Source organism: Allosphingosinicella deserti (assembly GCF_003012735.1).
GTDB lineage: Bacteria > Pseudomonadota > Alphaproteobacteria > Sphingomonadales > Sphingomonadaceae > Allosphingosinicella > Allosphingosinicella deserti.
The window spans coordinates 381,924-404,988 of record NZ_PXYI01000006.1 but is presented as its reverse complement, the minus strand read 5'-3'; the positions used below and the strand labels follow the sequence as shown (position 1 = coordinate 404,988).

The window sequence follows — 23,065 nt, the reverse complement described above, 5'->3', positions numbered from 1 at the left end:
CCTGGGCGGCGATTGCAGGGGGGGAGTCGATGGTGTCGATCTGGAAGCAGACGAAGGCGGAGAGACTCGGCTCGGTCGACGGCTTCAATCTCTTTTTCGGTGCTTTGCTCGGCGCCAATCTGGGCACTCTCGGCACGGTTCCGCTCAAGGACTATGTCCTGCTGATCATCCTCCTCGCCGGCACCGTCGCGGTGCTGCGGATGATCTCAACGTCCGAACGCCGCCTTTACGCACTCGGCACGCTTGCTCTTTACATCGGGCTGCTGGCGATGGTGTTCACCAACGACAGGATGACCCCCACGGGCCTCAGCGAAGGGGATGTGAACCGTCTCGCCGCCACGCTTGCAGTGTGGATCATGGCCGTGTTGGCGATCGAGTTCGCGCCGACCCACGCCGAGGAGGAAGCGGCGCCCAAGGCCGATCAGGCGTAGCCGAGCGCTTTCTCTTCAGCCTCGATCAAGGCCCGATCGTCATGGTTCCAGGGATGGAAGCGGGGAAGGAAGTAGCGCAGCCAGGCTCCGAGGATCTTGCGCATCATGCCGGGCTTCACGAACGAGAACCAGAACAGGCGTGCCCACGCCTTCGGGCCGCTGATCCCGTCCTGGGCAAGCAGATCGAGCGCGCCCTTGGCACGATCGACCAGGAAATGATGAGTGACGAGCAGCATGACGCGCGCCTTGATGCTCCAGCGCTTGAACCGGCTCAGGTCCCTGGTCGCATGAAGCCAGGTGTCGTAGGCGACGCCCTTATGCTCGATTTCCTCGATCGCGTGCCAGCGCCACAGGGCCGCCGTCTCCGCATCGGCACCGGCGAGGTGCCGCGGATCGGCGAGCAGCTCGTGCGCCAGCATCGCGGTGAAATGCTCGAGCGCCATCGTCGCTGCGAGGCTGACCATCGGGTGGCGGGCGCGAACGATGGCAAGCCGATCGTCCACGGCCTTGTCGAGTCGGCTGAGATCGTAGCCGGCATCGACGGCGCGCTTGTTGAAGGCAACATGCTCACGGCTGTGCATCACCTCCTGGGTGGTGAACGCCTTGATGTCGGCAGCGAGCCTCGGCTCGGCGCCCTCGCGAAAGGCGCGGACGCTTTCAACGAAGAAGGCCTCGCCCTTGGGAAAGGTCGCCGACAGCGCATTGTAGAGGGCGGTGCCGATCGGATCCCCGGCCAGCCACCAGCGCTCGGTCTTGCTGCCGCGACCGAACCTCTGGTCACGCGGCGTGATCGTGAGATCGGAGGGTGTCGCAACGCTCGCCATGCTGTATCTCCTTGTCCATGATAGATTGCGTTTACTTACACTGATGTCAACAGTCCGAGCCCGACTCACCCCGGAGGAAAGTCGTTCCGCCGCTTTGGAAGCCGCCCGCACCCTGCTGATCGAGGCTGGGCCGCAGGCGGTAACCCTCAAGGCCGTTGCCGGGAGGATCGGGCGCACCCACGCCAATCTGCTCCACCATTTCGGCTCCGCGGCCGAGCTCCAGGCCGAACTTGCCCGCTATCTCTCGGATCGGATCACCGCTGCGATCGGCGATGCCGTGGTCCGCGCCCGCACCGGGGACGCGGACCCGCGCGAGATCGTCGACCGCACTTTCGATGCGTTCGGGCGCGAGGGGGCCGGCGCGCTCGCCGCATGGATGATCCTGTCGGGCAACAAGGATGCGCTCAACCCCGTGCTGGAGGCGATCCACCGGCTCGTCGACCATCTCGGCCAGGGCCATGACGATCGACCGGTGCATGAGATCACCCTTTGGCTCGTCCTGGCGGCGCTCGGCGATTCGTTGCTTGGCGCGCCGATGGCCGCAGCGCTCGGACTTCGCCCCGAAAAGGCACGCGAACTGGCCCGCAGCCACCTGCTTTCCTCGATGGGGGTGGCGGTTGACGGCGCACGTCCCTAAATCCACCCGATGCATTTTCTAGACCAAGCAAAGATTTTCATTCGAGCGGGTTCCGGCGGGCCGGGGGCCGTCAGCTTCCGGCGCGAGAAGTTCGTGGAATATGGCGGGCCGGACGGCGGCAACGGCGGCAAGGGCGGCGACATCATCTTCGAGGCGGTCGAGGGCCTCAACACGCTCATCGACTTTCGATACACCCAGCATTTCAAGGCTCCGCGGGGCAAGGGCGGTTCGGGTCGCAACCAGACCGGCGCCGGCGGCGACGACCTCGTGATCAAGGTGCCGGTCGGCACCCAGATCATCTCCGACGATCAGGAACATGTCCTCGCCGACATGACCGAGATCGGCCAGCGCGTGGTGCTGCTGCGCGGCGGCGACGGCGGCCGCGGCAATGCCAGCTACAAGACCTCGACCAACCGCGCCCCGCGCCAGCACGGCGTCGGCTGGCCGGCCGAGGAAATGTGGGTGTGGCTGCGCCTGAAGCTGCTTGCCGACGTCGGCCTGGTCGGATTGCCCAATGCCGGTAAATCGACCTTCATCAACGCCGTGACCAATGCCAATGCCAAGGTCGGCGACTATCCGTTCACGACGCTCCACCCCAAGCTCGGCGTCGTCCGACACAAGGGCCTCGAGTTCGTGATGGCCGACATTCCGGGCCTGATCGAGGGTGCGGCGGAAGGCGCCGGCATCGGAGACCGCTTCCTTGGCCATATTGAGCGCTGCCGTGTTCTGCTCCATTTGGTGGACGCCAATGAAGAGGACGTTTCCGGCACCTACCGCACCGTCCGTGACGAGCTCGAAGCCTATGGCGAGGGGCTGGAGGACAAGGACGAGATCCTGGCACTCAACAAGGCGGACACGCTGGACGACGAGATGCTTGCCGCGCTTGCCGACGAGCTCGAGCAGGAAGCCGGCGTGCGTCCGCTGATCGTCTCGGGTGCCACCGGCAAGGGCGTCGAGCAGGTGCTCGATGCGCTGCTCGAGCGGATTTCCCCCGAACAGAAGAGCGATGAGGATGCGGAGGCCCAGGACGGCTGGTCGCCGCTGTGAGGCGGACGGGCAGCATTCGCACCCTCGCCGTCACCGGAGGAACCGGGTTCGTCGGTTCCCACCTCCTCCGCCTCGCCATCGACGAAGGCTATGACGTGCGCGCGCTCACCCGCGCCTGGAAGCCGCCGGAGGACGAGATCGCCTGGGTGGAAGGCGCGCTCGATCGCCCCGACTCGCTCGAGAAGCTCTGCGCCGGCGCGGATGCAGTGATCCACGTCGCCGGTGCCATCAACGGCAGTGAAGCCGAGTTCGACGCAATCAATGTCGGCGGCACGGCCAGCATGATCGATGCCGCACGGCGCACCGGCGTGCGACGCTTTATTCATGTCTCCAGCCTTTCGGCGCGCGAGCCCGATCTTTCCGCCTATGGCCGCTCGAAGCTCAAGTCCGAGCGTGTGGTTTCGGCCTCTGGCCTGGACTGGACGATCATCCGTCCGCCGGCGATCTACGGCCCCGGCGACCGCGAAACGTTCGAACTGTTCAGGATGGCCCGCTTTGGCCTGATTGGTCTGCCGCCCGGCGGGCATTTTTCGGTCATCCATGTCGAGGATCTCTGCAGACTGCTGCTCGCCGTGCTCGACGATCCCGACAGCCGCTCGGCGCTTTATGAGCCCGACGACGGCCGCGACGGCGGCTGGGAACATCGCCATTTCGCCAGGACGCTCGGCCGGATCTATGGAAAGCGTGCGCTCGCCGTGGCGATGCCGCGCCCGATCCTGCATCTCGCCTCTGCTGCAGACCGGCTGGTGCGCCGCAAGAAGGCCAAGCTCACCCGGGATCGGGTGCGTTATTTCTGCCATCCCGACTGGGTCGTCGCCGCCGACCGCCGTCCCTCCGAGACGCTTTGGGCTCCGAAGGTGCATACGCCGACGGGCCTCAAGGAGACGGCCGATTGGTATCGCGCGCAGGGCTGGCTGCGCTGACGCCTTGAACCGCCGGCATCTCGTCCCCAGATCGGCTCTGCGGGACCGGGCCCCTCTGGCGGCCGTTCTTCAGGAACGATCGTGATGTCGGACCGCATCGGGTTAGCTCGATGCAGGTCTTCATCTATGCCCTTTCTGCATCGCAGCCGACCCGATCGATGACACCATCGATTGGAGCGTGGCTATGAATGCAATGACCTACCGCCTGACCCTTGTTCACCGGAAGCTGGACGACGAAATCGGTCGCGAGCTGAAGCGGCGCCTGCCCGACTGGCGGCGACTGCTGCGGCTGAAAAAGCTGCGGCTGGCGGTGAAGGACCGGCTGCATCGACAGCCGATGATGGCGATCGGCCGCTGATGCAGAAACGGGCCGGCGGCGCACAGGTCGCGTCGTCGGCCGTCTTCGCCCGCAGCGCCTCTGCCGCCTGCTTCTCGGCCCCGGCACGGTCGTATTCCGGCCCTATTCCCTTGGCAGGGCGGCTGCCGGAACCTAAGGGACGAGCATGACCGACAGAGACGAAATCTTCGACAAGGTGAGCCAGCTCATCGCTCCGTTCAACAAGAAGGGCGTGACGCTCGCCGAGGCGACCACCTTCGCCGGCGATCTCGAGTGGGACAGCCTGATCGTCATGGATTTCGTCGCGTCCGTGGAGGATGAATTCGATATCCTGATCACGATGAACATGCAGGCCGAGATCGAGACCGTCGGCCAGCTGGTCGATGCGGTCGAACAGCTTCGCAGCGACAGCTGATCCGATGACCGAGGCCGCCCGCAACCCGATGGACCCTGCCGACGAGACGGCGATCGCGCCGTCGCATGGACGCGACCTGTTCTCGAAATTCGACGCCCTGATCGCCGAGCGCGAGGCTTTGCTCGATACCGGCGTCCGCGACCCGTTCGGGTTGGTGATGGAGCAGGTGCTCTCCCCGACCCGCGCGATCATCAAGGGCAAGGAGACGATTCTCCTCGGCACCTACAATTATATGGGAATGACGTTCGATCCGGACGTCGTCGCTGCGGGCAAGCAGGCGCTCGACGATTATGGCGCCGGCACCACCGGCAGCCGGGTGCTGAACGGCACCTATCAGGGCCACCGCGAGGTCGAGGAGGCGCTGAAGGACTATTACGGCACTGCCCACGCCATGGTCTTCTCGACCGGCTACCAGGCCAATCTCGGGCTGATGGCGACGATCGCCGGCAAGGAGGATTACATCATCCTCGATGCCGACAGCCATGCGTCCATCTATGACGGCTGCGCCTTGGGCAATGCCCAGATCGTCCGCTTCCGCCACAATAGCGTCGAGGATCTGGAGCGCCGGCTAAAGCGGTTGCCGCCGGAAGGCGGTCGCCTGGTCGTGCTCGAGGGCGTCTATTCCATGCTCGGCGATATCGCTCCGCTCAAGGAGATGGTCGAGGTCGCCAAGCGCCATGGCGCCATGGTCGTCGTCGACGAAGCGCACGGCATGGGCTTCTTCGGCGAGAAGGGCCGGGGCGTGTTCGAGGAAGCCGGAGTCGAGGATCAGGTCGATTTCGTCGTCGGCACCTTCTCCAAATCGGTCGGCACGGTCGGCGGCTTCATCGTCTCGAACCATCCCAAGTTCGAGGTGCTGCGCCTGGTCTGCCGCCCGTACGTCTTCACCGCCTCGCTGCCGCCCTCGGTCGTCGCCACCGCCGCGACCTCCATCCGCAAACTGATGCATGCCGGAGAGAAGCGGGCCCATCTCTGGGAGAATAGCCGGCGGCTCCACCAGGGCCTGCGCGAGCTCGGCTTCACCCTGGCGACTCCGGAACCCCAATCTGCGATCATCGCCGTGCTCCTCGCCGACCAGCAGACGACGGTGCTGATGTGGCAGGCCCTGCTCGAAGCCGGAGTCTATGTGAACATGGCACGGCCGCCGGCGACGCCGGCCGGCATGTACCTGCTCCGCTGCTCCTTGTGCGCCGAGCATTCGCGCGAGGAAGTCGGACGGATTCTCGAGATGTTCGCAGCGGCGGGACGCGCGACCGGCGTAATAGCCTGAGCTTCTTGCACCCGCGCAACGAATCTCTGCACTGACGGTCGAGCCCGGCCCATTGCCTTCGGCATACCCGATGCAGGGGTATGCCTGTCCTTTACGTAGCTTCCCTAGTCTTTCCAGCGCATTTGCTTTGGAATAGACTTGGTAAATGGCGGGTGAAGGATTTGACACGTCCATGGACGAGACTTCAGGCAGGGGACGTGGCGCGCTCGCGAGCGCAGGAGCGGTCGTCGCGACCCTCCTGCTGGTCGCGCTCATGTTCATGGTCACGAGCTCGAACCGGGCTCGCGAGCAGGCGATCTTGTGGGAACGCCACAGCTACGACGTGATGCTGCTCACCCGAAGCGCGGACGGATCGATTGCCCGCGCCGAGGCCGCGCTCGGCCGCTACGTGCTCGACGAGCTGCAGAAGACCGGCACGACCTATTATAACGAATGGCGCCTGGCCGAGCGGCAGATCACCCAGCTCGAGCGCATGGTGTATCGCGACCCCGAACAATATGCCCGAGTCAAGGAACTGCGCCGCCTCTATCGGGTGCGCGGCACCGAGCTCGCGGTCGCAGCGGCCGCGGCGAGCGCCAAGAAGGGCAGCGGGGGCATCTCGCTTTTCTATCAGGCCGGCATGTCGCCGACCGGCGATGCGCTGCGCGGGAAACTGAGCGAGATCGCGCAGGAGGAGCGCCACGATCTGCTCGATCGAATGACCGCCACCGGCACGTCCGGGGCGCGCGCCAACGAGCTTACGGAATGGCTCGGCTGGATCGCCGTGCTGATCGGCATCGGTGCGGTCGTTCTCGGCTATCTCGCTTACCGTGCCATCCGCCAGCGCCTGCACGCGCTGGCCGAGGCCGACAGCGAGGCCAGCCGCGCCCAGCGCCTGGAGGAGGCGGTGCGTGCGCGAACCAGCGAGCTGGTCGACGCCAATCAGCGCCTGAAGGAAGAGGCGGCCGAGCGCGCGGCCGCGGAGGCGCAGCTCCGCCAGGTCCAGAAGATGGAGGCCGTGGGCCAGCTCACCGGCGGCATCGCGCACGATTTCAACAACATGCTGGCGGTGGTCGTCGGCGGGCTCGATCTCGCCAAGCGCAAGCTGCGGAGTTCGAAGCGCGAGGTGGAATTCCACCTCGACAATGCCATGGAAGGCGCGACCCGCGCCGCGGCACTGACCCGCAGATTGCTCGCCTTCGCCCGCGCCGAGCCCCTGCTCCCGGTCTCGACCTCGCCGTCGGAGCTGGTCGAAGGCATGCTCGATCTGGTCGATCGGTCGATCGGCGAGCGGATCACCGTCTCCACCCGCTTCCCCGAGCGGCCTTGGCACATCCGCGTCGACACCAACCAGCTCGAGAACGCGATCCTCAACATGGCGGTGAACGGCCGCGATGCGATGGATGGGCAGGGCCAGCTCGCCATCCGGGTGGACAACGTCACCCTTGCCGACGGTGAGGTGAACGAGCTGTCCGCGGGCGACTATGTCCGGATCAGCGTCGCCGACACCGGCTCCGGAATTCCGCCCGAGATGATCGACCGCGTGTTCGAGCCCTTCTTCACCACCAAACCGGTCGGCAAGGGCACCGGCCTTGGTCTCAGCCAGATCTTCGGCTTCGCACGGCAATCCGGCGGCAACATCACGCTCGATTCGACGGTCGGCGTTGGCACGACGGTGTCCATCTACCTGCCCAGGATCGAGGTAAGCGGCCAGAATGCCGCCGAGATCCGTCCGGTGCCGCGCGCGATACCCGAAGTCGCGGTCGCGCCGGCGGGTACGTCGATCCTGGTCGTCGAAGACGATCCGCGAGTCAGCCGCGCCACCGTCGGGGCGCTCGAGGAACTGGGCTATCGCACGATCGCCTGCGCCAGCGGCCGCGAAGCGATCGACCTGCTCGAGCGGGAGACCAGCATTTCGCTGATCATCACCGACGTGATGATGCCGGAAATGACCGGCCCCGAACTGATCCGCGAGGCCGCCCATCGGTGGCCGTGGATCGCCGTTTTGTTCGTCACCGGCTATGTCGGCGAGGCAGGCGATGCCGACGATCTCAGCGGTCACGACATCCTGCGCAAGCCGTTCACCGTTTCCGGCCTGTCGTCCGCGGTCGCCAGCGCGCTCTCGCGCCGGGTCAGCGAATGGCACCCCGCCGAAGAAGTTTCGGCAGCAGAGTAAGGGCTGCGACCAGCGGCCAGCGCCGCTGCCATGGCTTGATCGCGATCTCCGTTCCGGCGTGGCGGTTGATCTTCCAGGCGAGATAGTCGATCCCGCCCGCATAGGTCCCGCTCGCCTTCATCAGCCGAACCACGGTCAGCGCCTTGCCGGCCCGTCGCATCCGAGCCCAGCGGCGCAGCCCCCTGCCCCGCTCGGCCGCGGACACCTCCTGATCCAGCAATATGCCTGCCGCGGACAAGGCGGGACCGGAGAAGCGCGCATAGCGCTCCGGATCGGCTTCGACGACCGACGCCGCCCTCCCCTTCCGCTCGGAGCGCAGCTCGGCGCCGTAGGTCAGCTGGAAACCGAGCCGCCACAGATCGAGAGGATCCGTTCCCGCAAAGAGCGGCCGCGCCGCCATGAGCAATGTCGGCGCAGCACGCGCGACCGATGCCACCGCCGCCTGGCTCGCGCGCGTATCGGCGCTCCACACCAGCCGCGAAGGCTGGGCAAAGCGCGCCCACACCGACACGGACAAGGTCTCAGGGCCGTTCAGCCGGTGGAAGTCGGCTTCGCTGAGCACCGCATATTTTGCGACGAGGCCTTCATGCTGAAACGGAAAGACGTTCGGCGGGATCAGGCGATTGGCCGAGACCATCCAGCTCTTGCCGTAGGCCACCGCATAATCCGAGACGATCAGGTAGAAATCGAGCATCAGCCCGTCGAGCTGGCGTTCGCGAAGGCACGATCCGTAAAAGAGCACGGCGCGTGCCGCCCGCGGGTAGAGCGCGGCGAGCGCCGCCGCCATGGCCGACACCCGCGGATCCACCGCTTCCGCGAGTTCGGCGGCGACGAGCGCCTCGAGCGATTGGGGAGGACCGGATTGCGACACGTCCGCCGCTTCGCGCAAGCGGGCCGCCACGGTCAAGTGCCGGTGGCCAGTTCCCCGGTCGCGACCACGCGGTTTCGCCCGCCGCGCTTGGCGGCGTAAAGCGCTTCGTCCGCCCGCGCCACCAGCGCTTCCGGCATGTTACGCGCAGCGTCGTGGACAGCAGCCCCGATGCTGCAGGTGACGCGAAGCAGGGCGTCACCATGCGGCACCTCCAATGCCGCAACGGCAACTCGAATCCGTTCGGCGACGCCGAGCATTCCCTGCGCGGACGTTTCGGGCAGGATGACAGCGAATTCCTCGCCGCCGATCCGGGCGAACACGTCGCTGCCGCGCAGCACAGCTCCCGCAGCGGCGGCGGCCGCCTTCAGCACCTTGTCGCCGGCGGGATGGCCCCACCCGTCGTTCACCGCCTTGAAGTGATCGAGATCGAACAGCAGCAGGCCGAGCGGCGTCCGGTGGCGACCCGCCCGCTCGATCTCCTCGCGGAGGCGCAGATCGAAGCTGCCGCGATTGAGGATGCCGGTAAGCGGATCGTGGGCGGCAAGATCGGCGAGCTGGCGCTGGAGCGCCTTCTCACGGGTGATGTCGGTGAACATCCACAGGCGCCCACAAAGCGATTCGTCGTCGATCCAGCGGCTGTCGGTGCGGAAATCCCGGCCCGCCTGCTGGATTTCGAATTGCAGGCTGGCGTGCGGATCCTCCGTCAGTGCGCGATGGAGACTATGACGGCCCTTGGCGTTGATCAGACGGGCAAGCGCCCCCGCGACCGCCTGCGGCTGCCGCATGCCCTCGGCGAGGCCGAGCAGGACGGCCGCTTCGTCGTTCATCTGCACCTCGTGCGCGCCCATGGCATCGACGAACAGCACGGGGACCGGAACGTGCCGGACCAGGGCTTGCAGGCGTTCGCTGGCATCGCGGGTCAGCTTGGTCGCCTCGCCGGCCTGAACCAGCCGACCGAGCAGATTCGCAACCGACGACAGACGTTCCACGGACAAATGATGCGGGCCGATGCCGACGGCGATCAGATGAAGCCGGCAATGCGGCACGGGTGCGGCGAAGAACCAGTCCGGCCGTCCTCCGCAGGCGACGGTCCACGCGAGCGGTACCCGCAGCGCCGTGGCGTCCAGCCCTGCGGCGCCATCGCCAAGCAATCCGTGGGGCAGCCGTATCTCCTGGCCGATCAGATCGGCACGCTGCGGCGCATCCTCGATGCAGCCGTGATCGCCTCCGACCGGGCGCACCAGCGCGCAGAAGCCGTACGGAATGCTCGGCTCGATCAGCTCGAGCGCGGCACCGATTGCCACCGCACTCTGCGATGGCGCGGAGGCGCGGTGACTAAGCAAGCTGCTCATACAGGATCCGCGCGACCGCTTCGGGCGCCGAGAGGTGCGGCAAATGGCCGGCATCCTGGATCCAGGCCAGCGTGCTGCCGTGCAGATGCCGGTGGAGATAGTGCGCGACCGCCTCGGGGACGGCGACGTCGGCCGTCGAATGGATGAGGCTCACCGGAACGTGACAGAGCGGCAGCAGGTGGCGGACATCGGACTCGAAGATCGCGCGCGCGATCCGCGCGGTCACGTCGGGCCGCATGGCGAGCAGGCCGGACGCGAACTCCTGCACCGCGGCCGGGACGCCGGCGCCGACGGCCATCGGCGCAAAGCCTGCGACCCAGGCCTGGTAATTGGCCGCCATCGTGTCGAACAGCGAGTCGAGATCTTCCCGCTCGAAGCCGCCGACATAATCTTCGTGATTGAGGTAGCGCGGCGATGCGGAGAGCAGGACGAGTTGCTCGAAGCGGTCCGGCGCCTCGATCGCGGCCAGCACGCCGATCATCCCCGACACCGAATGGCCGACATAGCGGCAGCGTTCGATGCCCGCCTCATCCATCAGATCGAGCAGATCGTCGGCAAATGGGGCGAGAGAAGCATATTCGTCCGCATCGAAATCGTCCGGCAGCAACGGACCGGCGCCGGGGAGGTCGAACAGCATGGCCGTGAACCGATCGGGCAAGGTCTCGAGCACGCCGTTCCACACGCTCTGGTCGGTACCCAGGCCGTGCGAGAAGACCACGATCTCATCGCCTTCACCGACGAACCGCAATTTGTGGCGGCGTGCGAGAGGGCCGTCGACGCTCCGTCTCGGACGACGCAACATCAATGATGTCCGGTCGGGGGCATTAAGGGTGATCGTGTCCATGGCTATCAATGTCTCGGCACAGCTCTGATGCTTATGCATCCGTTACGACCGGATAGCTTCACGACCGCCTACGCTCCAATTACGGTGCTTTGCGTAAAGAGCGGGGCTTGACGCTACGGCCGCGGGGACCGATTTGGACTTTGCTGCGTTGCAGCACAATCGACCCAAAGGTCACGCCGAAGAGTATTCCCATGTCCGCTGAATCCGCGCGCGCGTTTCGCGCCTCTCCCGCCCTCGTCCATTTTGCGCTTGCAATGGGTGGCTTCGCCATCGGCACGACCGAATTCGCGACGATGAGCCTGCTGCCCTTTTTCTCCCGCGGGCTTGGCATAGACGAGCCGACCGCGGGCCACGTGATCAGCGCCTATGCGCTTGGAGTCGTCGTGGGCGCACCGCTCCTCGCCGTGCTGTCGGCCCGGATGGCGCGGCGCACCCTGCTGCTGTTGCTGATGGCGATCTTCGCGGTCGCCAATGGTCTGAGCGCGCTTGCCCCCTCCTATCAGGCGATGCTGGTCTTCCGCTTCCTCAGCGGGCTGCCGCACGGCGCCTATTTCGGGATCGCGGCCCTTGTCGCTGCGTCTCTGGTTCCGCAGGAGCGGCGGACGCAGGCGGTGGCGCGGGTGATGCTCGGCCTCACCACCGCGACACTCGTCGGAGTGCCGTTCGCCAACTGGATCGGCCAGGCTTTCGGGTGGCGCTGGGGTTTCGGAATCGTCGCGGTGGTTGCCGCCGCCACGGTGGCGGCGCTGTGGCTGGTGGCGCCCCACGATCGGCCCGAGCCCGGGGCAAGTCCGCTCAAGGAGCTCGGCGCCCTGCGCCGCGGCCAGGTGTGGCTGACTCTCGCCACGGGCGCGATCGGCTTCGGCGGTATGTTCGCCGTCTACACCTATCTCGGGTCGACGCTGATGGACGTCACCGGCGTCAGCGCCGCAGCGGCACCGATCGTGTTCGTGATTTTCGGGCTCGGCACCACCGTCGGTACCCTCGTCGTTCCCCGCTTCGCCGACCGCTGGCTGATGCCGACCGCGGGCGCATTGCTGATCTGGAGCGCGATCTCGCTTGCGCTCTATACCGTCTCCGCGGGCAACATCTGGACGATCTCGGCGGCAGTGTTCGCGATCGGCGTCGGCGGTGCGCTCGGCACGGTGCTCCAGACTCGGCTGATGGATGTCGCCGAAGAGGCGCAGAGCCTCGCCGCGGCGCTCAACCACTCCGCCTTCAATTTTGCCAACGCGCTCGGCCCGTGGCTCGGCGGCCTCGCCATCGCGGCCGGCTATGGCTGGACTTCGACCGGCTGGGTGGGTGCGGCGCTGGCGCTCGGCGGATTGCTGTTCTGGGCGCTCTCCCTGCAACACGCACGCACCCGGGCGCGATCGCAAGGCGAGCTCGCGACGGCGCATTGAGGCATTCGCCCAAGCCGAACGGGAGAGAATCTCAGAGCCTGATCAATCTGGGCCTGATCATCTTGGGTCAGAGCGTTTGGCTCCGACCCAAGGAGCTTCAGGCGGCCAGCCGCAGGAACGGCACAGGCGGAGTCGGCTTGAGCACGATCGGCTGGCCCGGATCCGCCGAGAAGAGCTCGCCGTCCAGGATGACGTTCGATTGTTCGCCCTGGATGTGGATCTCGTCGCCGCGCTCGAGATGAACGCCGGAGACCCTGATCCTGCCGAGCTTGCCGAAGATGCCCGCGGTGAGCGCGCGCATCAGCGCAAGGATGCTGCGATCGATGACGAGCAACTGCATCGCGCCCAGACGAGAGGCACCCGCCATCTGCGTGCCGAACAGCAGCCGATGCAACGTGGTGACCAGAAGCACCGAGAACTGTCCGTTGATCTCGCCCTGCTTGAGGACGGAGACGCGGAGCGACTTCGGCCGCATCGGCCCAAAGCTCATCCGTCGCCCGCCGGCCGCCGAGACGATGCCGAGCATCAGCGCAAGGAAGTGGGCGATCCCGTTAGGGAGCCCGAGCGGATAGATTTTGTGCCGGCAATAGAGCATCGTGTCGGCAAGCCCGGCGCCGCCGAGAAACATGCCGAGCACCGGCTTGCCGTCGGCCGTGCCGCCGGAAAGCTCGATCAGCTCGCGCTGAACGATATGGGCATCCAGATCCGACCGCGCGATTTCGAGCACCCGCTCGAGCGCCACGATCGCATCGCCACTGGCACCGAGATCATGGGCGATAAGGTTGGTCTTGCCGTTCGGCAGCACCGCCACCGGCGGCGGATTGTCGCCGAAATGGCCGCCCGCGAAGATCTCGGTCAGCGCCGCCTGAACGGTGCCGTCGCCGCCGTTGATCACCAGCACGGTCGGCTGGACACGGGCAATCGTTTTCAGCGCTTCGCCGACCTGGTCCACCCGTTCCACCTCGTAGTGGAAGATGTCCTGATGCTCGGCGCAGAAACTGCGTACGCGGGGCAGCAGCGACCGGTTGCCGGTGGAGCGGGGATTGGAGAGAAGTGCGACTCGTGCCATCCGATCAGCGCGCGATCGGGCCGACGGAGAGCCCAGAACGATAGTTCAGCACGACATTGACCGGCTTGATCCCGCCGCCGACGTTGATCGCCACTTCCTTAAGCGACGGCTTGAGGTCGAGCAGCGATATCCTCGGGTTGTTCGAGAAACCGCCGCCGTCATTCCAGTTGGATTTGCCGTTGGCATCGGCATCGTGGCGGACCGCCACCGCATAGGTTCCCGGCTTCGGCACCGCGACGCACACGTTCATCGGACCGCCCCGGGTGACCGGAAGATCGATGCGCCGAAGCTTCTTGCCCTTGGCGAGGAATTCGGACGGGTTGCTGCCGTACAATTGGATACGGATCGTGCCGGCGCGATTCTTGAAGCCGTTGACGTTCACCAGCACGGCCGGCCGATTCGAACCGGGGGCACAGGCCGCCGCATCCGGGCCGAGCGCCGCCTGCGCGGACACGGCCGGCGCGAACGCCAGGGTCGCGAGGGCGAAGGGGAAAACCATCTTCATCATGAACCTAGCCACTCCTGAAAGCCGCCCAGCCCGTTCAGGCAGGATCTTGCTCTCTATGCCCCTTAGGAGAACCGATATCGGGGATGCTTGCGGCCAAATTGTGGTCAAGGCGGGTCGAAAACGTGAGATTCAAGCAACATCGGTCTATGCGGGCGCGTCGTAAAACCGCCCGCGCCAGGCTTTTACGGCCTCTGGGCCAGATCAGCTCTCCGCCCCCCGCGAGGGCAAAGGATCAGGATGCGGCGCGGGCCTTGCGCCTCCCGCCCGACGCGCGCGCCGGGGCCTCACCGGAATCTTCGTTCGACGCCGCCGGCGCGTGCAGGCTCATCAACGAGTTCATCAGACTCTCGTCCGCGCTGGAACAGACGCCCAGCACCGTGGCTTCGTCGCAGCCCTCGGCAACGATGTAGGCATGGCCCATGTTCGAATCGATGTAGATCGATTCGCCCTTCGCCAGCACGACGGGATCGTAGAATTCGGTGTGAACCTCGATCCGGCCTTCGAGGACGTGAATATATTCCTCGCCCGGATGGCGGACGAGCTCCCCGAACTGCTCGACGGTCTTGGCGCGAATGATCGTGATGATCGGCACCATCCGTTTGCGCCGAAGCTCCGGGCAGAGATAATGATAATCGTAATTGGGCGTCGTTACCTGGACGGCCCGATCCATGCTGCCGATACTGCGCCGGGCGGTAACCGGCGTTTCGGCCTGTCCCGCCGGCTCTGCGAACAGGTCCGAAATCCGGATGCCGAGCCTTTGGCTGAGCTGGAGCAGCTTGTCGTAGGTCAGCGTTAGCCGATCGTGCTCGACCTTCGACAAGGTCGACACCGGGATGCCGCTGCGCTCGCTCATTTCGCGCAACGTCCAGTCGTGCCGGGCGCGAAGCCCCTTCAGCACCTTCCCGAGCGTCGGCTGTTCCGGTTGGGCCATCGAATCTCTCATTTGACATTTTTCTAATCAGGATCATTATGTCCTGATCAGCATATAGGTCGCGGTCTCAGGTGAACAATAGTCCGGCATGGCCGGCGAGGCAAACCATCGCGCCAAACGGGGAGCACGTCGCATGCACTTCCTCCTGTCAGCCGCCCTTAGACGGGCCGGACTCCTGGTCGGCCTCTTGCTCGGGATGCTCGGCGTCGCCGCGATCGCACAGCAGATCCAGCCGCTCGGGCCCCGCGTCACCACCGAAACGCCGGACGCCGGCACCGCAGCGCCGGCACGGACGCAGCCCGCAACCGGCGCCCTGCCCAATCTCACCGGCCAGGACGTCAATGCCTGGCTCGACGGCTTCATGCCCTACGCTTTGGGGAAGGGCGACGTCGCCGGCGCGGTCGTCGTCGTCGTCCGCGACGGACAGGTGCTGACCCAGCGCGGCTTCGGCTTTGCCGACGTGGCCAAGCGCAAGCCGGTCGATCCGGCCGGAACCCTGTTCCGGCCCGGCTCGATCTCGAAATTGTTCACCTGGACGGCAGTCATGCAGCAGGTCGAACGGGGCAAGCTGAACCTCGACGCCGACGTGAACACCTATCTCGATTTCAAGATTCCGCCCCACGAGGGCAAGCCCGTCACCCTGCGCAACATCATGACCCACACCGCCGGCTTCGAAGAGCAGGTCAAGTCGATCATCGGCTACGATCGCACCAAGGTCCCGCAATATGACGTGCTGCTCAAGCAATGGGTGCCGGAGCGGGTCTATCCGGCGGGCACCACCCCGGCCTACTCCAACTACGCGACGTCGCTGGCAGGCTATATCGTAGAGCGCGTCTCGGGCGAGCCGTTCAACGCCTATGTGCAGCGCCACATCTTCGCGCCGCTCGGAATGGCCAATTCCAGCTTCGAACAGCCGCTGCCGGCGCGCCTTCAGGCAATGATGGCGACCGGCTATGAGCAGGCGTCGGGAGAGACGGTGCCGTTCGAGATCATCGGCCCGGCCCCGGCCGGATCGCTCTCCACGACCGGCGCCGACATGGCCAGGTTCATGATCGCGCACCTCAATGACGGCGCCGGAATTCTCCGCCCGGAAACCGCGCGGACGATGCACAGCACCGGCAACACCATCCTCCCGCACCTCAACCGGATGCTGCTCGGCTTCTACGAAACCAACATCAACGGCCGCAAGGCGATCGCCCATGGCGGCGACACCGTCGCCTTCCACTCCGACGTCCACCTGTTCACCGACGACAAGGTCGGCATCTACATTTCGATGAACAGCCTCGGCCGTGAAGGTGCCGCCGGCGACATCCGCAACGCCTTCTTCGAATCCTTCGCAGACCGCTATCTGCCGGCCGCCCGGCAGGACACTCGACGCGTGCCAGCCGAGACCGCCGCCGAACATGCCCGGATGCTCACCGGCAATTGGGTCAATTCGCGCGCGTCGGTGTCGAGCTTCCTCAGCCTCACCGGCCTTCTCGGCCAGGTCTCGGTCGGGCTCGACAAGGACGGCCGCCCGGTCGTCCCGGTCACGATGGGGCTGAACGGGCAGCCGCGCGTCTGGGTGGAGGTGGAGCCGTTCCTGTGGAACGATCTCAACAGCCATGAACAACTCGCCGCCCAGGTGGTCGACGGCAAGATCGTTCGCTTCAGCCTCAGCGGTCTTCCGTTCATGATGTTCGACCGCGCGCCCTGGTACAAGAATTCAGCGCTGCTGAATCCGTTGCTGATCGCCGCCCTCGTCATCCTGCTGCTCACCGTCGCGCTGTGGCCGGTGCGGGCGCTCGTCCGTCGTCACTTCGGCGCCAAGCTCGCGCTCGAGGGGGAATTGCGGCGCGCGCATCTGTTCAGCCGCCTTGCCGCTTTGCTCATCCTGGCAAGCCTCGTCGGCTGGGCGATCGCAATCACGATGATGATGGGCGATATCGCCAATCTCAGCGCGGCCTTCGATCCGCTGATCTGGTTCCTCCAGATCCTGACGATCGTCGCCTTCATCGGCGGCTTCCTGGTGCTCGCCTGGAATGTCTGGGTCACCTGGAAAGGCGGGCGACGCTGGCCGGCGAAACTGTGGAGCCTGGCTCTGCTGTTCGCAGCGATCGTCGCGCTGTGGATCGGCTTCGCCTTCCACCTGATCAGCCTGGGCGCGAACTACTGATGCCCCGCCTCAAGCTGGACGTCCGCGCCGAGCGCCTTCGCCTCGCCTTCCCCTTCCGCATCTCGGGCTATGTGTTCGAGAGCGCGCAGGTGATCGTCGCTACGTTGCATGACGGCGATCGCACCGGGCGGGGCGAGGCGGCGGGAGTCTATTATACCGGCGACGACGCGCCCTTCATGGTCGAGACCATCGAGACCCACCGCGACGCGATCGAGGCGGGGATCGATCGCGCCGCGCTGCAGACGTTGATGCCCGCGGGCGGCGCCCGCAACGCCGTGGATTGCGCGCTGTGGGAGCTCGAGGCGGCACAAAGCGGCCGTCCCGCCTGGCGCCTCGCCGGGATCCCGGAACGCCGGCCCCTGGTCACCACCTTCACACTCGGCGCCGATGCGCCGGCAACGATGGCCGAGGGTGCACGGGCTTATGCGTCCGCGCAGGCGATCAAGGTGAAGCTGACCGGCGAGCTCGACCTCGATCTTGCGCGGGTGCGGGCGATCCGCGCCGCGCGTCCGGACGTCTGGCTCGGCGTCGACGCCAATCAGGGCTTCACCCGCGACACGCTCGAGCCGCTGGTCACGGGGCTCGTCGACTCGAAGGTCGCCTTGCTGGAACAGCCGCTCGCCCGCGGGCGGGAGGCCGATCTCGAAGGCTTCGACTCTCCGATCCCGATTGCTGCGGACGAAAGCGTGCTGACCCTCCACGACGTCGATCGGCTCGTCGGCCGCTTCCAGGTCGTCAACATCAAACTCGACAAATGCGGCGGGCTGACGGAAGGCCTGGCGATGGCCGCTCGGGCGCGGGAGCTTGGCCTCGGCGTGATGGTCGGCAACATGATCGGCACCAGCCTCGCCATGGCGCCGGCCTTCCTGCTCGGCCAGCAATGCGACGTCGTCGACCTCGACGGCCCGACCTTCCTCCAGAGGGATCGCGAACCCTCGGTCCGCTACCAGGACGGCACGATCTGGTGCGACGAAGCCGTGTGGGGCGCCGGAGCGAAGCTGACTGCATGAGCGCGGCTGCGGAACCCTCCCCCTGGTTCGGCCAGCCGCGCGGCCTCACCATCCTGTTCCTCACGAACATGTGGGAGCAATTTTCGTACTTCGGCATGCGGGCGCTGCTGGTCTATTACATGACCAAGACCCTGCTGATCGATCAGCAGGCCTCGTCCTTCCTTTACGGCACCTACACCGCCTTCGCCTATTTCACGCCGATCGTCGGCGGCGCGATCGCCGACCGCTGGCTCGGCAAGAAGAAAGCGGTGATCATCGGCGCGAGCGTGATGGCCCTCGGCCATTTCCTGATGACGTTCGAGGCGACATTCTACGTCGCGCTGGCGACGATCGCACTCGGCAACGGCCTGTTCCTGCCGACGCTGCCGAGTCAGATCAACGATCTCTATCATGCCGACGACCCGCGCCGGCCCTGGGCCTACAACGTCTATTATGTCGGCGTGAACGTCGGCGGCTTCCTCGCTCCGCTGGTCTGCGGCACGCTCGGCGAAGTCTATGGCTGGCATTACGGCTTCGGCGCTGCCGGGATCGGCATGCTCGCCGGCCTGTGCATCTATCTCGCCGGGAGCCGCTATTTGCCGCCGGAGCGGCGATACGAGGTCGCGCCGCAGCCGTCCGTGGCCGCGCGCGGTACTGCGCGGCGCACCTATGGCGTGCTGCTGGCGATCGGTCTCGCCGTCACCCTGTTCCGCGGCGCCTATGAGCAGGTCGGCAACACCGTCGCCTTGTGGGCCGACAGCGGCATCGACCGTGGCCTCGGCAGCGTCTCGATCCCGATGACCTGGTTCCAGTCACTCAATCCGCTGCTCGTCATCCTGATCACCCCCTTTCTGCTCGCTTATTGGCAGCGGCGGGCGGCGGCGGCGCGAGAACATTCACCAGTGCAGAAGATGGCGATCGGCGCGCTGATCGTCGCGGCGGCCTATCTGCTCCTCGCGCTCGCCGCGGCCTCTGCCGGCGACGGCCGCGCGAGCTGGATCTGGCTTGCAGGCTTCTTCCTGATCTTCACCATCGGCGAACTTTTCATCCTGCCCAATGGTCTTGGCCTGTTCGCCCGCCTGGCGCCGCCCCGCTTCGGCGCCACCACCGTCGCCGCCTGGTATCTCGCCATCTTCGCCGGCAGTCTCTGCGCCGGCCTGGTCGGCACCTTGTGGAGCGAACTCAGTCACGTCACCTATTTCATCCTGCTCGCGGCCATCGCCGCGGCGGCGGCGGGGTTCCTGCTGCTGATCGACCGTCCGGCGCGCGCGGTCATCGCGACCCGCGAGGAGCAGCGGGAGAGCCAAACGCTCGACCCGCAGGCAGGCATCCCGTCCACTTGACATTGTTTCTGTTCAGGTGATTACTGTCCTGATCAGGACACATCCTCGGAAAGAGGAAAATGCCGAACGCGAACCGCTTCCCCTCTCGGCCGACACGCAGGACGATGCTTGCAGCCGCCGCTGCCACGGTCGCCTTTCCGATGGTGAATTTCGGCCGCTACTCGGTCGCCGGGGCGGCAGGGCCGACCTATTCGGCCCGGACGGTCGAATTGGTCCGCCGCGCGCTGGTCGTCGACATGCTCGCGGTGCCGCGGATCGACTTCACGCCCGAAGGCCATAGCCGCCCCTATTCGGAGCGCGAACTCGCCGACTTCCGAGCGTCCGGGCTGAGCGCGATGCACAATGCCGTCGGCGTCGGCTCCAAGGAGGAGGCCCTCGCCTTCCTCGCCGCCCAGCATGGGCTCGCGGGACGCCACGCCGATCTCTTCCTGCTGGTCGACGAAGCCGCCGATCTCGACCGCGCCAAGCAGGCGGGCAGGATCGCGATGATCATGGGCCTGCAGAACGCCTCTCCGTTCGAGGCGGTGGAGGATGTCGCCTTCTTCCACGGCCTCGGCCTGCGCTGCGCCCAGCTCACCTACAACAGCCAGAACCGGCTCGGTTCCGGCAGCACCGATCGGGCGGATGGAGGGGTGAGTTCCTACGGCGCCGAGATCATTGCCGAGATGAACCGGGTCGGCATGCTCATCGACGTCTCCCATTGCGGCGACCGCACCACGCTCGACACGATCGCGCTGACCACCCGGCCGATGGCGATCACCCATTCCAATTGCCGCGCGCTCGCCGATCACCCCCGCAACAAATCGGACGAGGCGATCCGCGCTCTGGCCGCAAAGGACGGGGTGATGGGGATCACCGGCGTGCGCATGTTCGTGCGCACCCAGGAGCCGACCAATGTCGGCCACATCGCCGACCATATCGAGCATGTCGCGCGGCTCGTCGGGATCGAGCATGTCGGCATCGGCTCCGACGCCGACCTCAACGGCTATGACGACATGCCGCCCGCCGAATATGCGAAGCTGAAGGCGCTTTACACGGCGAGCTACGCCTTTCGCCAGCGCATCGATACCGACGGCTTCGATCATCCGCGGAAGGTTTACGACCTTACCGAAGAACTGGTTCGGCGCCGGCACGGTGACGCCGACATCGCCCTGATCCTGGGCGGAAACTTCCGGCGCCTGCTCGGCGCCGCATGGACTCCGGCAGCGCCGGCGGCAGCAAAAGACAAGAAAGGACTGGGGGAATGAAACGCTCCGTGACCATGAGCCTGCGTGCGGCGCTCGCCGCGTCGGCGGCGACGTTCCTGTTCGCCGCGCCCGCGGCCGCGCAGGAGTCTTCCGCCGGCGACGCCCCGACCAGCGATGCCGACCGCTATGCCGGCAGCGACGAGGAGATCATCGTCACCGCCCAGAAGCGCGAGCAGGTGCTGATCGAAGTCCCGCAATCGATCACCGTGGTCGGCGAGCAGACCCTGCAGCGCCAGCAGGCCAATGATTTCCAGGATTATGTCGGCCTCGTTCCCGGCCTCAGCCTGGAAGCGACCACGCCGGGCGTCACCCGCATCTCGCTGCGCGGCATCAACACCGGCGGCGTCGCCTCGACGGTGGGCGTCTATGTCGACGAAACCCCGTTCGGATCGTCGAGCGGCCTCGCCAATGCGGCGATCCTCGCCGGCGATTTCGACACGTTCGACATTGCGCGGGTCGAGGTGCTGCGCGGCCCGCAGGGTACACTCTACGGCGCGAGTTCGCTCGGCGGCGTGCTCAAGTTCGTCACCAATGCGCCGGACACCAAGGACTTCCTGGTCCGCGGCCAGATCGGCGCGGAGACCGTCTCCGGCGGGGACATGAGCTATTCCGGCGGCGCGATCGTCAACGTGCCTGTCAGCGACACGTTCGCCGTCCGCGCGAGCGGCTTCTATCGGGAGATTGGCGGGTTCATCGACTCGATCGGCACCGAAGGCTCCGATGTCGAGGAGGATATCAACGATGCCAAGGTCTTTGGCGGCCGCGTCTCGGCGCTGTTCAAGCCGTCCGACCGGCTCAGCATTCGCCTGTCGGCGCTTGCCCAGAATATCGAGGTCGATTCCTCGTCCTACGTCGAATCAGACCGGGCGACCGGCGCCCTGCTCTACGGCCGGCTCAGCCAGTCGCAGATCATACCCGAGTTCAACGATGTCGATTACCGGCTCTACAATGGCGCGGTCGATTGGGACTTCGGCTTCGCCAGCCTGATGTCATCGACCAGCTACGGCATCTTCCACCAGGAATTGCTGTCGGACCTTACCTTTCAGTTCGGGGGGCTGATCTCGGCGGTGCTCGGGCGTCCGCTGGGTCTCTTCCAGTCGCAGGTCACCGAGACCAAGAAGTTCACTCAGGAATTCCGACTCGTGTCCCCGGAAAGCGACACGTTCGAATGGCTGCTCGGCGCTTACTACACCAACGAGGATTCGGCGATCGACCAGGATTTCACCGCCTTCGATCGGCCGGCCGAAACGCCGGCGACGGGTCTGCCCCTGCTTGGCGCCGCCCAGCTCGTCTCGGACTATGAGGAGATCGCCGCGTTCGGCAACGCCACCATCCACCTCGGCCCGCGCTTCGAAGTGACGTTCGGCGGCCGCGTCAGCCGCAATGAGCAATCGGCGACACAGGCGCTGGACGGCCTGCTGGTCGGCGGACCATCGAACTTTGAGGATTCCTCATCCTCGGAAACCGTGTTCACCTACTCGGTGGCACCGCGCTTCGAAGTGAGCGAGCACGCCTCGCTCTACGCCCGCGTCGCCAGCGGCTACCGGCCCGGCGGCCCGAACGTTCTGCCCACCGCGGCCCCTCCCGGAACGCCGGGGAGCTACGAGTCCGACCGGCTGACCAGCTTCGAGCTCGGTGCCAAGGCCGAGACCGCCGACGGGCGCTTCGCCATCGACGCATCGGTCTACTATCTCGACTGGAAGGACATCCAGCTGATCGCCCAGATCAACAATGTCGGCTTGAACATCAATGGCGGCACGGCACGCAGCGTCGGCGGCGAAGTCACGGCGACCGTGCGGCCGACCGCCGGGCTCAGCATCGGCTTCAACGCAGCCTATGTCGATGCGCAGCTGACCGAGGATACCAATCCGCTGGTCGGCGGCCTCGACGGCGATCCATTGCCGAACACGCCGGAACTGAGCGCGAACGTCTCGGTGGATTACGATTGGCGGATGGGCAATGTCGCGCCCTTCGTCGGCGCCAACCTCCGCTTCGTCGGCGAGCAGGTCGCCGAGTTCGATCCCTCCTTCCGCGAGGAGTTCGGGCGGCAGCCGCTACTTTCCGGCTACGAGGTCGTCGATCTCCGCGCCGGCGTCGATCTCGGCCGCTTCACCGTCCAGGCCTATGTGAAGAACCTCACCAATGCGCGCGGACGCACCTCGAGGTTCGGCGACCCCGGAACGCTTCCGAACAATGCCGTCGGCACCGGCATCATCCGGCCGCGGACCGTCGGCGTCACGTTGACGGCCGGCTTCTGACATGGTGATCGCGGCACCTGCCGCGCTGTTCGTCCTCGAAAGTCCGGAGCATCCCC

Annotated in this window: 21 protein-coding genes; 14 read left to right on the top strand and 7 right to left on the bottom strand. The window is 66.1% G+C overall.

The features are described 5' to 3' along the window. Nucleotides 1-29 precede the first annotated feature (29 nt). Nucleotides 30-431: a hypothetical protein gene (locus C7I55_RS19300; RefSeq protein ID WP_106514635.1), complete on the top strand. Its 402-nt coding sequence runs from the start codon at nucleotides 30-32 to the stop codon at nucleotides 429-431. Here the strand turns inward: C7I55_RS19300 and C7I55_RS19295 are convergent. Continuing rightward, nucleotides 422-1,255, bottom strand: a complete 834-nt coding sequence (locus tag C7I55_RS19295; RefSeq protein WP_106514634.1) for a metal-dependent hydrolase — start codon at nucleotides 1,253-1,255, stop codon at nucleotides 422-424. The two genes, C7I55_RS19300 and C7I55_RS19295, sit on opposite strands and share 10 nt — an antisense overlap. Nucleotides 1,256-1,298: 43 nt before the next feature. Here C7I55_RS19295 and C7I55_RS19290 point away from each other — a divergent pair, with 43 nt between their 5' ends. The 7 genes from C7I55_RS19290 (at nucleotide 1,299) to C7I55_RS19260 (ending at nucleotide 8,039) form a co-directional block, all read left to right on the top strand. Continuing rightward, a complete protein-coding gene (locus tag C7I55_RS19290; RefSeq protein ID WP_106514633.1) occupies nucleotides 1,299-1,892 on the top strand; it encodes a TetR/AcrR family transcriptional regulator in 594 nt (197 codons plus the stop codon). A gap of 9 nt (nucleotides 1,893-1,901) precedes the next feature. Continuing rightward, nucleotides 1,902-2,939, top strand: coding sequence for a GTPase ObgE (gene obgE / locus C7I55_RS19285; protein WP_106514632.1), 1,038 nt, complete (start codon nucleotides 1,902-1,904; stop codon nucleotides 2,937-2,939). Continuing rightward, nucleotides 2,936-3,862 (top strand): NAD-dependent epimerase/dehydratase family protein, encoded by a 927-nt coding sequence (locus C7I55_RS19280; RefSeq protein WP_233222305.1) that lies wholly within the window; start codon nucleotides 2,936-2,938, stop codon nucleotides 3,860-3,862. Before obgE ends, C7I55_RS19280 begins: the two co-directional genes overlap by 4 nt. Before the next feature lie 184 nt (nucleotides 3,863-4,046). Further along, the gene (locus C7I55_RS19275; protein WP_106514631.1) at nucleotides 4,047-4,220 is read left to right on the top strand and encodes a DUF465 domain-containing protein; all 174 of its coding nucleotides are present in this window, start codon (nucleotides 4,047-4,049) and stop codon (nucleotides 4,218-4,220) included. Between the two features lie 145 nt (nucleotides 4,221-4,365). Then, nucleotides 4,366-4,614 carry an acyl carrier protein gene (locus tag C7I55_RS19270; protein WP_106514630.1) on the top strand — a complete coding sequence of 83 codons (249 nt, stop codon included), beginning with the start codon at nucleotides 4,366-4,368 and terminating at the stop codon, nucleotides 4,612-4,614. A 28-nt stretch (nucleotides 4,615-4,642) separates the two neighbouring features. After that, a complete protein-coding gene (spt, locus tag C7I55_RS19265; protein ID WP_233222312.1) occupies nucleotides 4,643-5,884 on the top strand; it encodes a serine palmitoyltransferase in 1,242 nt (413 codons plus the stop codon). Nucleotides 5,885-6,056: 172 nt separating this feature from the next. After that, complete coding sequence (locus C7I55_RS19260; RefSeq protein WP_233222304.1) at nucleotides 6,057-8,039, top strand: ATP-binding protein; 1,983 nt, start codon at nucleotides 6,057-6,059, stop codon at nucleotides 8,037-8,039. Here the strand turns inward: C7I55_RS19260 and C7I55_RS19255 are convergent. The 3 genes from C7I55_RS19255 to C7I55_RS19245 form a co-directional block, all read right to left on the bottom strand. Beyond that, entirely contained in the window at nucleotides 7,996-8,826 is an 831-nt protein-coding gene (locus tag C7I55_RS19255) for a hypothetical protein (RefSeq protein ID WP_408640618.1), read from the bottom strand. The two genes, C7I55_RS19260 and C7I55_RS19255, sit on opposite strands and share 44 nt — an antisense overlap. Before the next feature lie 116 nt (nucleotides 8,827-8,942). After that, the gene (locus tag C7I55_RS19250; protein WP_158266505.1) at nucleotides 8,943-10,262 is read right to left on the bottom strand and encodes a GGDEF domain-containing protein; all 1,320 of its coding nucleotides are present in this window, start codon (nucleotides 10,260-10,262) and stop codon (nucleotides 8,943-8,945) included. Further along, entirely contained in the window at nucleotides 10,246-11,064 is an 819-nt protein-coding gene (locus C7I55_RS19245; RefSeq protein WP_158266504.1) for an alpha/beta fold hydrolase, read from the bottom strand. The genes C7I55_RS19250 and C7I55_RS19245 overlap by 17 nt, the downstream gene beginning before the upstream one ends. 233 nt (nucleotides 11,065-11,297) lie before the next feature. Here C7I55_RS19245 and C7I55_RS19240 point away from each other — a divergent pair, with 233 nt between their 5' ends. Next, nucleotides 11,298-12,509: an MFS transporter gene (locus C7I55_RS19240; RefSeq protein ID WP_106514625.1), complete on the top strand. Its 1,212-nt coding sequence runs from the start codon at nucleotides 11,298-11,300 to the stop codon at nucleotides 12,507-12,509. 97 nt (nucleotides 12,510-12,606) lie between these two features. Here C7I55_RS19240 and C7I55_RS19235 read toward each other — a convergent pair whose 3' ends face one another. The 3 genes from C7I55_RS19235 to C7I55_RS19225 form a co-directional block, all read right to left on the bottom strand. Beyond that, nucleotides 12,607-13,578, bottom strand: coding sequence for a diacylglycerol/lipid kinase family protein (locus C7I55_RS19235; RefSeq protein ID WP_106514624.1), 972 nt, complete (start codon nucleotides 13,576-13,578; stop codon nucleotides 12,607-12,609). Nucleotides 13,579-13,582: 4 nt separating this feature from the next. Beyond that, the gene (locus C7I55_RS19230) at nucleotides 13,583-14,086 is read right to left on the bottom strand and encodes a DUF2141 domain-containing protein (RefSeq protein ID WP_106514623.1); all 504 of its coding nucleotides are present in this window, start codon (nucleotides 14,084-14,086) and stop codon (nucleotides 13,583-13,585) included. A 232-nt stretch (nucleotides 14,087-14,318) separates the two neighbouring features. Beyond that, entirely contained in the window at nucleotides 14,319-15,017 is a 699-nt protein-coding gene (locus tag C7I55_RS19225) for a helix-turn-helix domain-containing protein (RefSeq protein ID WP_106514622.1), read from the bottom strand. A gap of 133 nt (nucleotides 15,018-15,150) precedes the next feature. Here C7I55_RS19225 and C7I55_RS19220 point away from each other — a divergent pair, with 133 nt between their 5' ends. From C7I55_RS19220 to C7I55_RS19200, 5 genes are read left to right on the top strand one after another with little or no spacing between them, the layout of a single operon-like run. Next, the gene (locus tag C7I55_RS19220; RefSeq protein WP_233222302.1) at nucleotides 15,151-17,172 is read left to right on the top strand and encodes a serine hydrolase domain-containing protein; all 2,022 of its coding nucleotides are present in this window, start codon (nucleotides 15,151-15,153) and stop codon (nucleotides 17,170-17,172) included. Next, nucleotides 17,172-18,182: a dipeptide epimerase gene (locus tag C7I55_RS19215; protein WP_106514621.1), complete on the top strand. Its 1,011-nt coding sequence runs from the start codon at nucleotides 17,172-17,174 to the stop codon at nucleotides 18,180-18,182. The genes C7I55_RS19220 and C7I55_RS19215 overlap by 1 nt, the downstream gene beginning before the upstream one ends. Beyond that, the gene (locus C7I55_RS19210) at nucleotides 18,179-19,504 is read left to right on the top strand and encodes a peptide MFS transporter (protein WP_106514620.1); all 1,326 of its coding nucleotides are present in this window, start codon (nucleotides 18,179-18,181) and stop codon (nucleotides 19,502-19,504) included. The genes C7I55_RS19215 and C7I55_RS19210 overlap by 4 nt, the downstream gene beginning before the upstream one ends. A gap of 59 nt (nucleotides 19,505-19,563) precedes the next feature. Beyond that, a complete protein-coding gene (locus C7I55_RS19205; protein WP_106514619.1) occupies nucleotides 19,564-20,751 on the top strand; it encodes a dipeptidase in 1,188 nt (395 codons plus the stop codon). Further along, nucleotides 20,748-23,009, top strand: a complete 2,262-nt coding sequence (locus C7I55_RS19200; RefSeq protein ID WP_233222301.1) for a TonB-dependent receptor — start codon at nucleotides 20,748-20,750, stop codon at nucleotides 23,007-23,009. Before C7I55_RS19205 ends, C7I55_RS19200 begins: the two co-directional genes overlap by 4 nt. The last annotated feature ends 56 nt before the right edge of the window (nucleotides 23,010-23,065 follow it).

Coding starts and splice junctions, on each gene's coding strand:
- C7I55_RS19300 (WP_106514635.1), top strand. CDS start 30: ATGGTGTCGATCTGGAAGCAGACGAAGGCGGAGAGACTCGGCTCGGTC.
- C7I55_RS19295 (WP_106514634.1), bottom strand. CDS start 1,255: ATGGCGAGCGTTGCGACACCCTCCGATCTCACGATCACGCCGCGTGAC.
- C7I55_RS19290 (WP_106514633.1), top strand. CDS start 1,299: ATGTCAACAGTCCGAGCCCGACTCACCCCGGAGGAAAGTCGTTCCGCC.
- obgE (WP_106514632.1), top strand. CDS start 1,902: ATGCATTTTCTAGACCAAGCAAAGATTTTCATTCGAGCGGGTTCCGGC.
- C7I55_RS19275 (WP_106514631.1), top strand. CDS start 4,047: ATGAATGCAATGACCTACCGCCTGACCCTTGTTCACCGGAAGCTGGAC.
- C7I55_RS19270 (WP_106514630.1), top strand. CDS start 4,366: ATGACCGACAGAGACGAAATCTTCGACAAGGTGAGCCAGCTCATCGCT.
- spt (WP_233222312.1), top strand. CDS start 4,643: ATGGACCCTGCCGACGAGACGGCGATCGCGCCGTCGCATGGACGCGAC.
- C7I55_RS19260 (WP_233222304.1), top strand. CDS start 6,057: ATGGACGAGACTTCAGGCAGGGGACGTGGCGCGCTCGCGAGCGCAGGA.
- C7I55_RS19255 (WP_408640618.1), bottom strand. CDS start 8,826: ATGGCGGCGGCGCTCGCCGCGCTCTACCCGCGGGCGGCACGCGCCGTG.
- C7I55_RS19250 (WP_158266505.1), bottom strand. CDS start 10,262: ATGAGCAGCTTGCTTAGTCACCGCGCCTCCGCGCCATCGCAGAGTGCG.
- C7I55_RS19245 (WP_158266504.1), bottom strand. CDS start 11,064: ATGTTGCGTCGTCCGAGACGGAGCGTCGACGGCCCTCTCGCACGCCGC.
- C7I55_RS19240 (WP_106514625.1), top strand. CDS start 11,298: ATGTCCGCTGAATCCGCGCGCGCGTTTCGCGCCTCTCCCGCCCTCGTC.
- C7I55_RS19235 (WP_106514624.1), bottom strand. CDS start 13,578: ATGGCACGAGTCGCACTTCTCTCCAATCCCCGCTCCACCGGCAACCGG.
- C7I55_RS19230 (WP_106514623.1), bottom strand. CDS start 14,086: ATGATGAAGATGGTTTTCCCCTTCGCCCTCGCGACCCTGGCGTTCGCG.
- C7I55_RS19225 (WP_106514622.1), bottom strand. CDS start 15,017: ATGGCCCAACCGGAACAGCCGACGCTCGGGAAGGTGCTGAAGGGGCTT.
- C7I55_RS19220 (WP_233222302.1), top strand. CDS start 15,151: ATGCACTTCCTCCTGTCAGCCGCCCTTAGACGGGCCGGACTCCTGGTC.
- C7I55_RS19215 (WP_106514621.1), top strand. CDS start 17,172: ATGCCCCGCCTCAAGCTGGACGTCCGCGCCGAGCGCCTTCGCCTCGCC.
- C7I55_RS19210 (WP_106514620.1), top strand. CDS start 18,179: ATGAGCGCGGCTGCGGAACCCTCCCCCTGGTTCGGCCAGCCGCGCGGC.
- C7I55_RS19205 (WP_106514619.1), top strand. CDS start 19,564: ATGCCGAACGCGAACCGCTTCCCCTCTCGGCCGACACGCAGGACGATG.
- C7I55_RS19200 (WP_233222301.1), top strand. CDS start 20,748: ATGAAACGCTCCGTGACCATGAGCCTGCGTGCGGCGCTCGCCGCGTCG.